This window comes from Paenibacillus sp. FSL K6-1558, from assembly GCF_038002565.1.
GTDB classification, from domain to species: domain Bacteria; phylum Bacillota; class Bacilli; order Paenibacillales; family Paenibacillaceae; genus Paenibacillus; species Paenibacillus polysaccharolyticus.
The window spans coordinates 5,994,054-6,006,508 of the sequence record NZ_JBBOCV010000001.1 but is presented as its reverse complement, the minus strand read 5'-3'; the positions used below and the strand labels follow the sequence as shown (position 1 = coordinate 6,006,508).

The following is a 12,455-nucleotide window of genomic DNA, read 5'->3' as shown; positions in this document are numbered from 1 at the left end:
GCGAAGCGGTCACGCTATAATATATGAAGCCCTGTTTTTACATTCCGTTAACAAAATAAACGACATATTTAATCCATAGCTTCTCGAATCATGAACAACTACATAAACAAGGGGGAAACATTATGGTTTTCACTCAGCCTATGCGAAGTTCCAGAACGCCCATGCTTCTGCGTCACCCATTGACGCTATATGTTATTTTCACGATACTGATCCTGCTTAAGCTGATGTTCCTGCATCACAATCTGAACGCGTATAACATTACCATGGGACTGCTTGACAAAGTGATTGCGGTTGGATCATTGTTGCTTCTGTCCTTCTGGGTCTGGTGGCTACCACGTAGAGGCATGATTGTTGCACTTGCTGTCCTTCACTTGTTTCTTACTGCACTCATCTATGCGGATATGGTCTATTATCGCTACTTCCAGGATTTCCTTACCATTCCTGTCCTCTTACAGGCACGACAGGTAGACGCACTTGGTGATAGCATTGCCACTTTAATCTATGCCCGCGATATATGGTTTTTTGCCGATTTGTTCATTGTTATTCCGTGTGCAGCCTTAATGCTGTTCAGCAGACGTTATCGCTCAGGTCAACCGTCAGGGATGCACACAAGCAGTTCTAACGGTAGTTATAGCGGTTACTCCTTCACTTCTTCCATATCTCATAAAAAGCGTCTCCGTCGCCGTCTATTGGCAGGTGTCACAGCGCTCATTCTGGGATTGGGTCTTGGCGCCGGCCCTATATATTATTACAGCAAAACCTGGGCTAAGGGGCTGTTTGATAACAATTGGTGGAATGTATCCATGTACAACGTAACCGGATTGCTCGCTTTTCACGGCTATGATACGTACTCTTATGTCAAAAATAACATGGGTTCCGGCCCCGAAGCCGATCCGGCCGATATCCAGCAAGTTAAAGCTTATTTTGATGATCGACAAAAGTCGAATGCAGGACAGCTCAACCAGCCTTTATACGGAAAATATAAAGATAGCAACGTCATTATCGTGCAAGGTGAAGCTTTTATGAATTTTATGATTGGACAAAGCATTGGCGGGCAGGAAATCACACCCCACTTCAATGAACTGATGAAAGAAAGCCAGTATTACAGCCACTTTTATCACCAGACTGGACAGGGAAGAACGTCAGATGCCGACTTCGGCGCCAACATCTCTCTGCACCCTCTTCCTGTAGGTTCAGCGTTTGTGCGATACGCAGATCATATGTACGATTCGTTACCTTCCATTTTGAAGGAGCATGGCTATAGCACCAACGTATTCCACGCCTACGAGAGCGGGTTCTGGAACCGATATACGATGTATCAGAATATGAAATACGACAAGTTCTACAGCAAAAATGATTTCATAGAAGATGACCCGCTTGGCTGGTCTTTGTCGGATGTATCTTTTTTCCGGCAGTCCGTGGAGAAAATGAGTAATGAGGTGAAGGAACCCTTTTATTCATTCCTCATCACACTTAGCAGCCATCATCCCTACGCCTCTCTGCCTAAAGAGAAACAGCAGCTGGATGTGGGTGAATTCCAGGGCACCATGTTCGGAAATTATCTGCAGTCTGTTCACTATGTGGATGCCGCACTCGGTGGTATGGTGGAGGATCTGAAGAATCGTGGACTATGGGACAAGACTATCTTCATGTTCTACGGTGACCATGACAGCTCGATTAACGACAAAGCTCAATATGAGAAGTTTCTAGGCCGTGGGCTGAACGATCTTGATATGGCACAGATCATGAACGAAGTTCCACTGCTGGTACATTTACCTGACGGAGCTGAAGCCGGTACCTTTGATAAACCTTCAGGGCAGCTGGATATTACACCATCGGTGCTACATTTGCTCGGGATATCGGATGAATCCTATTATCATATGGGAAACAATGTGTACAACGACACGGAACGCACGGTAGTGCTACGTAACGGTTCATTCACAGACGGTAAAGTTTTCTATATTCCCTCGGACGATTACCTTTATGCCAACGGAGCCTGTTACGATCAATCCACTCACGAAAAGACGGATATTAACGCCTGCAAGGTTGGTTTTGAAACAGCCTCAAAACGCCTGCACGTGTCTGATACGCTCATCACCTACGATCTGATACGTCAATTCCGTGAGGAGAAGGAACGACCAGCAGACGCAACCGAGAACTCTTCGAAAAAATAATCAGGTATAGAAGAACAAAATAAATGTCAGACACACTTTGTTAAAAAGGAGTATCATCTTATGTCGACTAACCTCCATTCACACGATATCGAACAAAAACTTTATGATGCTGCTACCGAGTTTGTTAAAGAGCGGTACCCTCAAGGTTGGGGCGGGGCAGGTGCTGTATACACCGACGCCGGCTCTCTGCTCATCAGCGTGGCTCCAGAGGTCATCAACGATGCGGTGCATCTTTGCATGGAAACAGGAGCTTATCTGGAAGCTCATAAATTAAATGAGCGGGTAACCCACTCTCTATGCGTAGCGCGCGATGACGAAAATACCGGATTCAAAGTACTTACACCTTGCGGAATCTGCCAGGAACGCCTTTTTTATTGGGGAGGGGACGTCAAAGCAGCTGTATACGATCCGTCCGGACAGCTTATTTTTAAAACATTAAATGAGCTTCAACCAAACCATTGGACAAAAGCTTACTCGAACGATTAATTTCGAATAACTTGCGAAAAATTGAAAGTTACTTTATAATTGTAACTATAATAGTTTCAATTAAGAACATAATGGAGGTTTTAAACCAATGAATATTGAAGTATGGTCTGATTTCATGTGCCCTTTCTGTTATATCGGCAAACGCCGTCTGGAAAACGTACTGGAAAAATTCCCTCATCGGGATGAAGTGAAGTTGCAATTTAAAAGCTTTGAGCTTGATCCTAACGCAGAATTGAACAGCGGAAAAACGAATGTAGATTATCTGACTTCCAAGTACAATATCAGTGAGGAACAAGCTCGCGGGATGAACGCACAGATGAATGCCAATGCTCGCACAGCAGGGCTCGAATATAATATTGATGCCATGATCCCAACCAACTCCTTTGCTGCTCATCGTCTGACTCACTGGGCAGATACTCAAGGTAAAGCCCTTGATCTGAGTGAGCGTTTGTTCCACGCCATCTTTATTGAAGGCAAACACGTTGGTGATCCTCAAGTGCTCGCTGATCTCGCCCAAGAGGTTGGTTTGGATCGCGAAGCTGCGGTTGCCGTTCTGTCTAGCGACCAATATACCGAGAACGTACGCGCTGACCAGGCAGAAGGCGCACAGCTCGGCATCCGAGGAGTTCCATTCTTCGTTCTCGATCGTAAATTTGCCGTTTCCGGAGCACAGCCCGACGATGTCTTCCTGGATGCTCTCCAAAAAGCATGGGATGAACGTTCCCCGTTCACCATTGTTGAATCGAACGACGCCGCATCAGATCGTAACGGTGTATGCACAGAAGAAGGTTGCGAGGTTCCTCAGAACAAACCTTCCAACTAACATAAAAAGCAGCAGATCATGGCAATGCTCATGACCTTGCTGCTTTTTTTATGTTTACTGCAAGCGTCTCCCTCTACACACTAACAAACAACCTAATCAGAACAAAACGGAGAAGCGAAGCCCTCCGTTTTGTCACTGCCCTTGCCCTCCGAAGCTCTTTTTCCAAGTGACTCTCTTATCCAACGTTGCTGCGGAGGGGACGAAATCGATTCTGTAGAAGCGGAGGTTCGCCTTTGTTTTCGAATTTCAAACCTTTAAAAATTTCAATCAAAGAAATTCGAAAACAACAGCGATCAAAAGAACGATTCGTCACCGGAGCTTCCACCACCGTCTACATCATGAATGATTCGTCACCGGAGCTTCCACCAACGTTCATACTTATTTAACTGGAAAATGAGCTTCGCCCTCAATCCCAGAATAGCTGATCCGGATGTGGTCCTGTGCGTTTGTCCGCATCGAGCGCATCAATCTGTCTCAACTCATCTGGTGTCAGTTCAAAATCAAAGATATCCGCGTTCTCGCGAATCCGCTCAGGTGTCACCGATTTGGGAATCGTCACAATCTGATTCTGGATATCCCAGCGTAGAATAATCTGAGCCGGTGTTTTTCCATACTTTTGAGCCAATCCCTTCAAGGTAGATTCCTGATTTAACTTCCCTTTCATGATGGGACTCCATGCCTCAAGTTGAATGCCTTGGGCCCCGCAGAAGTCCTGCAGTTCCTGCTGAATCAGTCCCGGATGTAGTTCCACCTGATTCACCGCAGGCACCGTACCACCTTCATCTATAAGATCGCGCAGATGATGCACCTGAAAATTACTTACACCGATCGCACGCACACTTCCTTCGCTATACAGACGTTCAAAAGCTCTCCACGTCTCTTTATATTGATCCCGGCCTGGCCAGTGAATGAGATATAGGTCAATGACATTTAAACCAAGTTTCTTCTGGCTGGCTTCAAACGCTCTGAGCGTCGAATCATAACCTTGATCATCATTCCAGAGCTTCGTCGTTACGAATAGTTCGTTACGGGCTACACCACTACTCGCAATGGCTTGTCCCACTTCCTCCTCATTGCCATAAACAGACGCGGTATCAATGCTACGATACCCTACTTCCAGAGCGGTCTCTACCGCCTGTTGTACTTCTTTTCCCTTTGCCTTATAAGTCCCGATTCCAAGCCATGGCATTGTCACTCCGTTGTTCAGAATTGTGCAATCTGTAATATGTTTAGTCATCCTGTACCTCCCGTATTGATTTTTGCCTGCTCTCGGTCTATTAACCTTCTGACAGAATTTTAAGCGCTGGAAAAAAACCAAAAAACCTGCAGACCATCACGGCCTGCAGGTTACGGTGTAACAGGAACAGTTTATTTCTCCCCTTGCCTGTGCTGATTCTGGAGCGAGTGTAACCTCTTCTTCTCCTCAATGAACATTTCCTGCGCTAACTCGAAACCCTGTCCACCCAGAGACAACTCTGCTTGCTTCATCGCCTGCTCGGTATGAGCCAGCCGCTGCTCTGCCTGCACAATGGTCTGTGCATTCGGATGGGACATGGCCTGGGAAACAGCATAATGAAGCTTGTTCACCGCATTTTGCGCCTGAGATACCGTTGTACCCGCTTGCAAACTGGAATCATAACGCTTGGGCATGAGTTATTCCTCCTCGGAACATATTCCTGTCACCTTGTTAGCATGGATTGTATAGAGAAGACTTATTCTTTTTTTGAAAATTTGTTCAAACTTTTCACTTCCAAGATACGTTAAAAGATCAGAAGCATTTAAGATCAAAAAAGGAGGAATACCGTTTGAACACAAAGGGAATCCGTTTAGGCCTCCTAACCGTTTCATTGCTATCCGTTCTGTTACTCCTATTTTTTATTGTTTGGACGCAGCGCTTCACAAACTCCACGTATGAGATCAAAGGATACGTCTCTTCATCGTTGCATAAGGATATCCCCGTGCCTGCCAATGCTAAACTCATTGAATCCGCGGCATATTCCGATCACCCTACACAATCTCAAAGCGAAACGTATGAACTCAAACACATCGGTGGTGAACAAGGACTATACCCACCTGAAGATTATTTTCAAAAGTTACATGAGGTCGGTTGGACGGAACTGAAGGACGAGCAGATGGGCAATGTGCATATTCTTAATAAAGAAGACGTTCGCATCGCCATTGAAATTCAGGAGGACACCTTCCAAATATTTTTGCTCCATTCGGATCGGGATCGTCATCAAAACTTGGGCTAAAACAAAATGCAACGCAAAAGGAGAGGCTTCTGCCCCTCCTTTTCAGGTAGCTATTCGGTTATTTGATGAACTTGGAAACCTTCGTAAGTACTTCTTCTTCCGTTGGAGCACTGATGTATCGGCCGTTGATGAAAACAAAAGCACGCTTCGCACATGGGCCGCAATAAGATTTACAACCGATCTTGATTTCTGTGCCTGGAGCCATCTTCTCCAGCTTAGGCACAATGGATTTCAATCGGATGTGATTACATTTTTCGCATACGCGGATATCGTTAGCCATGAGTTCCCCTTCTTCGCTCCCTTAGTGGTCGCCGTGGTTGCCTTTGGATGGATTCGTGATCACAAATCCTTCTTGTGGCAAATAGAGGTAATCAATTTTCACACCATCGAGCATAGGTTGTCCATTTTCCAAAATAACGTCGATGCCCTTATCTGTAGATACTACGGTGTCATTATCTCCTGGCGTATCCAGGTCAAGACCGTAATGCGCATGGTCTCCGTGTGCATGTGTAATCACAACACGCAATAGTTTACCTTCGTTCTCCGGCTTGTCCAGTTCAAGCTTCAACACTTTCGCTGCGTTACGAGTGATTTTGCAGTTCATTCAATTCATCTCCTATATTATCATTGCTGGTTTCAACAATTTCAGCATTCATTTTAAACTCCAGCATCTATTGTAAAGAAAGTTACAGCTAATCGCAATAACATTGATGCGAAAATGACATGAAGTCATATTTTCGACACGACCTCGAGATGTTGTTTTGTCCACCAGCACTGGATATTTGCATTCAGCTCGGCTGATAAACCAACTCATCAGAATCAGGGTTATTAAGCTTGGATTTACAAAGATAAATAACGAGCGCCGCTTCAGCGCCCGTTCCGGTTATATGTCTGAACGATCTTTCGTTTCATGCCCGCTAACCCGAGGCATCTGCCTCACGCTCTCCGTGGGATAACAATTCTGCCAGTAGCATGCCCACTTCCACACAAATGTCATCAAATTGTTCCACAGGTAGCGGATTCACTCCAAGACCCACCTCTACGGTGAATCCCGGCTTGCCAAACGCTTGAATAAACCAATCTTTATAACCAGCATCACTACCACCAAGTTTTACCGCTTTATACCCGGACGCTTTAGCTAGCTTACGCGACAATGGCGCACTCTCTCTCGGCTCCAGATCCCGATAATTCCAATAGATTTCTTGACCTTGGCTATGCAGGGATACCACTGCAGCAAATGCATGTTCCTGCGTCCACTGTGCAAGCGCCTGAACCTCAGGTTCTGTTAGCGGAGCCGTGCCCGCATAATCCCTAGGACCAGGCGAAAAAACACTTCTGCGCGCAACCTCCTCGTCCCAGTGAGCCGGAAACTGATCATTAAGATCAACACCTCTGATGTTCGCTTTCCAATGTGTAAAGTGTGGTCGTCCTCCATTCCACGCAAGTAATTCAGAAGCATACTTATGATGATTCACTACACCTTCCTGAACTAGCTCTACTCCGTCCGGGTTCACCATGGGCACCGCCCATAAGGTCGTCTCTTGCATCCAGCGCTGCGGATCATAGGAGTGCCACAGCGAGTCCAAGGAATACGCCTCAGCGTATTCTTCGATAAACCTCATAAGAACTGGCGTGGTTAACCATTCATTGGCATGAACCGATGCATTCACATGGATATGGCGAGGGCCTTGCCCGATTCGCACATAAGGTAATGTTTTTCCCATTACACTTGTACCGATCTCTCCCGATTTCACGCAGGAATAGCGTGCTTCCAATCGCTGTATATCTCTGATCAATTCACGATATCCATATTCACCCTCAATGTTCACGATGGTTTTCCCACCAGCCTGAGGAATATTTATACAGCATCCACCCCAATCCTTCACCTTGGAGATTTCGGGATTACTCTCACGAAGCTGTTCTTCCGATAATGCAAAACGTTCTGCCGTTTCCTGCACCGTTTCTCCCGGTGGTACCGCATATCTGCGTCCGGTTCCAGGCATCACACGTAACATCTGACCGGCAAGTAGATAAGGCTGCGCTGTAGCTTCGGGGTTCAGCGCACACAACAATGCATTAGTCATGCGATATGCCGAAGCAATTCGCGGTAACGTGTCACCTGTTTTCACGATAATCCATTGCAGTTCCATGTTGTTCTCCCTTCCACAGGTCTGATTCTCCCAATTGATTCTCCTTTATTCGTACCTGTATTATCGTATGCAAGCCCGGTTGTCCGTCATGTGACATCGTTCGCAGACTTCTATGTTATGTTAGATATTCTAGCCACCAGAGCAGAGTTGGAGCGTGCCTAAGAAATATATAAAAGCCCGAACCTTAACAGGTCCGGGCACCGAAGCAAAATTACATAGATGAATGCAGGCTTAATCCTATTTTTATCCCATATAATGATGATTACTAATACATTCCGACAGCGATTACGACAACTGTGTGACCTGCCAGACGACAGGTGTCTTGGAAATTTGCTCTCCCAGCCATTGTTTCGTAATATTCTGGAACATACGCGGATCACCAGTACAGAAAAACTGATGCACAGGCGTTTCATCTCCGCTTGCCAGCTTGCGTTTATCATATAAAATGGTACTGATTTCTCTCGCTGTTTCATCGGCTGAGCTGATGAGCTTTACATCCTGGCCCATGACATCCTGAATCGTGTCCATCAGAAACGGATAATGCGTGCAACCAAGAATCAGACAGTCAATAGGCTCTCTTTTAATTTCTCCGAGCGCTTGATCCACCGTATACGTTGTGTGTTCGGAACGAAATTCGCCTTTCTCCACCAACGGCACCAGTGCAGGACAAGCCTGGCTGACCACATCGACATAAGGAGACAGCTGCTTGAGTGCCGACGTATACGCCCCACTTCCGATCGTACCCACAGTCCCGATCACACCGATGCGGCCTGTACGTGTTGCCATAATGGCTGCCCTTGCACCAGGATGGATCACTCCAATGACAGGAACATCCACCTTGGTCCGGATATATTCCAGTGCTGCGGCTGTCGCCGTATTGCAGGCGATCACAATCACTTTCGGATTAAACTGAATCAAAAAATCAACGATTTGCTCCGTAAATTGTTTCACTTGTTCGGACGAACGGGGTCCGTACGGTGTCCGGGCAGTGTCCCCAAAATAAATGATCTTTTCCCGCGGGAGCTGACGCATCACTTCCTTCGCAACGGTCAATCCCCCTACACCGGAGTCTAATATAGCAATAGCTTGCTGCACGAACACACCGCTTCCTTCTTCATTAAATTCATTCTGATCATCCATAGTAAAAAAGCTTTCTACCTACCCTATGATATTTCCGGCAAAAAGGTACCTACATCTTACCCGATTTCATCGCCGGGTTCAAATTTAAGTCATTGAATCCTGTTGTCATGCATAGCATGAGCACACAACAAAGCAGGCTTTCCACCGGACTGGGGAAAGCCTGCTAAACCCGCATTGCTTAGTTTTCGTCTTTGGACTCATCGGTAGTAAGCTTGACAATATCTTCGTTCCCCTGCTCTGTTGGTACCAATTTCAAGCCTTGAGTTTGTACTGAATCCTCTACTTGATCTTGAACCTGGATCTCAGGTTGGACATGCCCCTGTACTCCTTCAGCTTTATCCGCATCTGCAATTGCAGCAGAAATCCGAATCTCTTTACCGTCCGAAGAACAACGCCAGGACTGGATATCCTTAATAACTACATCCGCCGTTTCCTTCACTTTGGATACGATCTGTGAGCTTTGCTCTCCCACTTTTACAGCCAGTTCTTGACCTTTATCCGTAACTTGACGAGCACCCTCGGAAATATCCTGACGCAATTCACGTCCTGATTTTGGTGCAAGCAGCAGTGCAGTGACCGAACCAACGACGGAGCCGATTAAAGCCCCCCACAACAAGCTTTTATTCGAATCTTTCATGATCCATCTCTCCTCTTCAATGGGTTAGACATCGGTTTATGAAACAACGATAGGATCTGTTCATCTGGGCCAATGCCTACTCTGTTCATGCATTATAAGCAGGATGGGCTTGACCTGACACTCTGGAGTGAAAAAAAAACGGAACAAACGCATCTCTGGGTTAAGATACCCATCCTCATTCTTTTTTACCGAACTGTCTGAGGCGCGGGTACAGCATGCTCTTCTCCGGGGTTCAGATCTACGACGTATCTCCCTGGTGCAATTAAAGCAAACTGATGCTCACAGCGCCAGCGCTGTCCACCAGATGAGCCCAAGGTCTGACCATCCTGCAATACATCTCCCTGATCAAATATGTAGTACGCAGCACCCAGAAGTGTCTGAGCCACCGTATCGGGGTCAAGTCCAGTAAAGTGACATTGCACATCAGGTACGCCAAGCGCAGATAAACCTACGGTATCCATAACCAGTTCTCGCTGTTGCTCCGTCCCCCCCGCTTGATACATCCGCACATTCATCGCAGCATAGAGATGCTCCTCGCGTTCCTGGGATTGAATGTAAGCATCAGGTTCAACCAGTTTGTCACTGCCGTACCAGTAAAGCGCATCACAATCCAGTGTGTCCAGCACAGCCAGCACCGTTTTCTGGAACAAGTCCAGACGCTGTTTACGCGGCATGGCAGCAGTAAACATATCATGAATCCGAATGGAATAACGGGCAGAAGCTATAGCTTGTCCTGCTTCAGGCCAGTGCCATGCTTGCTGTAAAGCCCCTGCAAAACGTGTACGGTCCACAATTTCATGTACGGGTAGCAAGCAAGTCTGAGCGGGGATGCTACCTTCCTGAAAGGAAACCTTATGTTCCATATGGTAGAACACCATCATCTCCTGCGTTCCCTGTTCCTTCTCTTCCTGTTTTACATCCAGTCTCCCTTGTCCCGTTCGATGGATGAGCGCCTCCTGTAACACATGCCGATTCACATCTGGCTTTTCATTAAACAGGAACTCCAACATGTACACGGGGTGAAATCCTGATGACATTTCATCGCTTTCCCGCTTCCCTTGATCTGTCCCTTTCGAATCTTTCTCCATACAGCTTCCCTCATTCCTTACTCTCTCACTTGGCCTTCATTTCCCTGAAAAGGTCCAAGTTCTTTTTCCACATAAGTGCTTACCTGGCCGGAGAACTGTTCAAGCACATCCGGCAAGGCTGCACTAAGTGGATTCAACACGGTTCGCTGCCAGCTGTAATAATCTTGCACAAGCGGTTTACGCAACGTAACGAGTTGACGCAAAACCCCGTATGTTGATTCATCAAATACGTTCTCTTCATAATTAATCTGAATAATATCATCGTAACTGCTTGCATCTCTCATAATGAAACCATCAATGAGATAACTGCCCACATCAGTCACAATCTCAACGGCAAGATGCAAACATCGTTCTTGCACCATCCCCAATATCAGACCACCATCCCAGGCCTGTACAACCTGCCGAAGCCCTTCAGCAACTTCCGGTATCGCGTCAAGCCGGCGAGCGATCTGCTCCCTATTCACATAATACATTCATTCACTTCCCGTTCAGTGAGTTATCGGTTTCGTTTCCCTCTGCGCTTAAGCCAGAAGATCATAACAGGGCAAGCGATCAGAAACACAACAAAAATATATAGAAATTCCATAACGTCTCTTAAATCGCTCATGCAGATTCCCCTTCAAATCCAGAATAGAATGTGTAAAACCTTAGATCACATAGTCAACAGCAATGGATTGTTCTCTCACTTCGTTCATGTACTTGATGACATCCTGATGGAGTGGGTGAACCTGATACGCCTGAAGATCTTCCAGCGAAGCAAACTCCGCTGTCAGTGAAATGTCGAATGATCTGTCCGAACGCAGTACATCGATACCCACCTCAAGGGACATGAGAACATCGATTTTGCCTTCCAGATTACGCAGAACCTGGGCAGCCGCCTCAACGCTTTCTGCAGAGCGATCTTTCATTTTGAACAGGACAATATGCTTAATCATCTTGGTAAACACCTCGTTTGGATTAATAACTAGAACTATTAGCTATGTTTCGTGTATCCAAAATATATCATATCACCGTCTATTACGAAAGGATGCTTTGTATGCGTTTCCCGAACAACAATAATATTCCCCCAGGCTAATCCTTCGTTGAATCCGACTGCCGATCAGAAGACACTCCCCCATTCTCAACCCTTTTCTCCTGACCTTGAACAGTTTGAACATCTTCTTTTGATTGAACCTCTTCTTTTATTGGGGAAGGGATAGCGGAATTTGGCTTAGGCATGTTCCATTCCCGGTCAGGCAGACTGCTCTGTTCCTCCTGTTTCTTAAGTACCGCGATAGCCTGTCTGAGCTTGGCAGGTAAAGGCAATCCAATTTTGGCATAATTCTCTGTGATTGAGATCAATTCATTGACCAAGTAAAAATAAATTGCTCCTCCCTTAATAATATCGGTCCCCATAATCAGATCAATACGGTGAGCAAGCAGAACAACGGTCAGCATTAGCCCTTTTCGTGCAAGTCCCCAGAAGCCAATATTACTGTTCAATCCCGTTCCCGTTCTCACAGCTGCCGCCAGACCTGTAACATAATCAATAGCCATAGCGATCGCAAGCAGACTAAGTAGCTGATCCCACCCGCCAAAAGCGAACGTCACAACCGCTCCCGAAATAGCAGTAACCGAACTCACCGCTGGGCTCACGTTCCTCACCTCTCCCTTGTTCTTTCTTGTTTGAACACCCTACAATATATGTGAGAATGAGAGATTGTGA

General features: G+C 46.2%; 14 protein-coding genes and 1 pseudogene. 4 read left to right on the top strand and 11 right to left on the bottom strand.

Features of this window, described 5'->3' with window-relative positions; genetic code table 11:
* The first annotated feature begins 122 nt into the window (after positions 1-122).
* The 3 genes from MHI38_RS26110 (at position 123) to MHI38_RS26100 (ending at position 3,483) form a co-directional block, all read left to right on the top strand.
* A complete protein-coding gene (locus MHI38_RS26110; protein ID WP_154886615.1) occupies positions 123-2,174 on the top strand; it encodes a sulfatase-like hydrolase/transferase in 2,052 nt (683 codons plus the stop codon).
* Between the two features lie 60 nt (positions 2,175-2,234).
* A complete protein-coding gene (locus MHI38_RS26105; RefSeq protein WP_154886618.1) occupies positions 2,235-2,660 on the top strand; it encodes a cytidine deaminase in 426 nt (141 codons plus the stop codon).
* Positions 2,661-2,748: 88 nt separating this feature from the next.
* A complete protein-coding gene (locus tag MHI38_RS26100) occupies positions 2,749-3,483 on the top strand; it encodes a DsbA family protein (protein ID WP_154886620.1) in 735 nt (244 codons plus the stop codon).
* Positions 3,484-3,889: 406 nt separating this feature from the next.
* Here MHI38_RS26100 and MHI38_RS26095 read toward each other — a convergent pair whose 3' ends face one another.
* Positions 3,890-4,720, bottom strand: a complete 831-nt coding sequence (locus tag MHI38_RS26095; protein WP_154886623.1) for an aldo/keto reductase — start codon at positions 4,718-4,720, stop codon at positions 3,890-3,892.
* Between the two features lie 131 nt (positions 4,721-4,851).
* On the bottom strand, positions 4,852-5,133 hold the full coding sequence (locus MHI38_RS26090; protein WP_154886625.1) for a hypothetical protein: 282 nt from the start codon (positions 5,131-5,133) through the stop codon (positions 4,852-4,854).
* 155 nt (positions 5,134-5,288) lie between these two features.
* Between MHI38_RS26090 and MHI38_RS26085 the strand changes: the two genes are divergently transcribed.
* Positions 5,289-5,735 carry a hypothetical protein gene (locus MHI38_RS26085; RefSeq protein ID WP_154886627.1) on the top strand — a complete coding sequence of 149 codons (447 nt, stop codon included), beginning with the start codon at positions 5,289-5,291 and terminating at the stop codon, positions 5,733-5,735.
* A gap of 58 nt (positions 5,736-5,793) precedes the next feature.
* Here the strand turns inward: MHI38_RS26085 and MHI38_RS26080 are convergent, their stop codons facing one another.
* The 9 genes and pseudogenes from MHI38_RS26080 to MHI38_RS26040 all read right to left on the bottom strand — a co-directional run.
* Positions 5,794-6,015 carry a DUF1450 domain-containing protein gene (locus tag MHI38_RS26080; protein WP_090920463.1) on the bottom strand — a complete coding sequence of 74 codons (222 nt, stop codon included), beginning with the start codon at positions 6,013-6,015 and terminating at the stop codon, positions 5,794-5,796.
* Positions 6,016-6,036: 21 nt separating this feature from the next.
* Complete coding sequence (locus tag MHI38_RS26075; RefSeq protein ID WP_090920458.1) at positions 6,037-6,339, bottom strand: heme biosynthesis protein HemY; 303 nt, start codon at positions 6,337-6,339, stop codon at positions 6,037-6,039.
* Positions 6,340-6,652: 313 nt separating this feature from the next.
* Positions 6,653-7,885, bottom strand: coding sequence for a M14 family metallopeptidase (locus MHI38_RS26070; RefSeq protein WP_445667220.1), 1,233 nt, complete (start codon positions 7,883-7,885; stop codon positions 6,653-6,655).
* A 285-nt stretch (positions 7,886-8,170) separates the two neighbouring features.
* Complete coding sequence (racE, locus tag MHI38_RS26065) at positions 8,171-8,980, bottom strand: glutamate racemase (RefSeq protein WP_090920530.1); 810 nt, start codon at positions 8,978-8,980, stop codon at positions 8,171-8,173.
* Positions 8,981-9,203: 223 nt separating this feature from the next.
* Positions 9,204-9,662: a YtxH domain-containing protein gene (locus MHI38_RS26060; RefSeq protein ID WP_154886629.1), complete on the bottom strand. Its 459-nt coding sequence runs from the start codon at positions 9,660-9,662 to the stop codon at positions 9,204-9,206.
* A 185-nt stretch (positions 9,663-9,847) separates the two neighbouring features.
* A complete protein-coding gene (locus tag MHI38_RS26055) occupies positions 9,848-10,750 on the bottom strand; it encodes a DUF4261 domain-containing protein (RefSeq protein ID WP_154886631.1) in 903 nt (300 codons plus the stop codon).
* Positions 10,751-10,767: 17 nt separating this feature from the next.
* On the bottom strand, positions 10,768-11,223 hold the full coding sequence (locus MHI38_RS26050; protein WP_154886633.1) for a HepT-like ribonuclease domain-containing protein: 456 nt from the start codon (positions 11,221-11,223) through the stop codon (positions 10,768-10,770).
* A gap of 174 nt (positions 11,224-11,397) precedes the next feature.
* Positions 11,398-11,685, bottom strand: a complete 288-nt coding sequence (locus MHI38_RS26045) for a Dabb family protein (protein WP_090920446.1) — start codon at positions 11,683-11,685, stop codon at positions 11,398-11,400.
* Positions 11,686-12,001: 316 nt separating this feature from the next.
* Positions 12,002-12,394 (bottom strand): annotated as a pseudogene (locus MHI38_RS26040) (phage holin family protein); the annotation flags it as partial.
* Positions 12,395-12,455 lie beyond the last annotated feature (61 nt).

Bases quoted from the DNA above. Each gene is read 5' to 3' on its own strand.
- MHI38_RS26110 (WP_154886615.1), top strand. From the start codon at position 123: ATGGTTTTCACTCAGCCTATGCGAAGTTCCAGAACGCCCATGCTTCTG.
- MHI38_RS26105 (WP_154886618.1), top strand. From the start codon at position 2,235: ATGTCGACTAACCTCCATTCACACGATATCGAACAAAAACTTTATGAT.
- MHI38_RS26100 (WP_154886620.1), top strand. From the start codon at position 2,749: ATGAATATTGAAGTATGGTCTGATTTCATGTGCCCTTTCTGTTATATC.
- MHI38_RS26095 (WP_154886623.1), bottom strand. From the start codon at position 4,720: ATGACTAAACATATTACAGATTGCACAATTCTGAACAACGGAGTGACA.
- MHI38_RS26090 (WP_154886625.1), bottom strand. From the start codon at position 5,133: ATGCCCAAGCGTTATGATTCCAGTTTGCAAGCGGGTACAACGGTATCT.
- MHI38_RS26080 (WP_090920463.1), bottom strand. From the start codon at position 6,015: ATGGCTAACGATATCCGCGTATGCGAAAAATGTAATCACATCCGATTG.
- MHI38_RS26075 (WP_090920458.1), bottom strand. From the start codon at position 6,339: ATGAACTGCAAAATCACTCGTAACGCAGCGAAAGTGTTGAAGCTTGAA.
- MHI38_RS26070 (WP_445667220.1), bottom strand. From the start codon at position 7,885: ATGGAACTGCAATGGATTATCGTGAAAACAGGTGACACGTTACCGCGA.
- MHI38_RS26060 (WP_154886629.1), bottom strand. From the start codon at position 9,662: ATGAAAGATTCGAATAAAAGCTTGTTGTGGGGGGCTTTAATCGGCTCC.
- MHI38_RS26055 (WP_154886631.1), bottom strand. From the start codon at position 10,750: ATGGAGAAAGATTCGAAAGGGACAGATCAAGGGAAGCGGGAAAGCGAT.
- MHI38_RS26050 (WP_154886633.1), bottom strand. From the start codon at position 11,223: ATGTATTATGTGAATAGGGAGCAGATCGCTCGCCGGCTTGACGCGATA.
- MHI38_RS26045 (WP_090920446.1), bottom strand. From the start codon at position 11,685: ATGATTAAGCATATTGTCCTGTTCAAAATGAAAGATCGCTCTGCAGAA.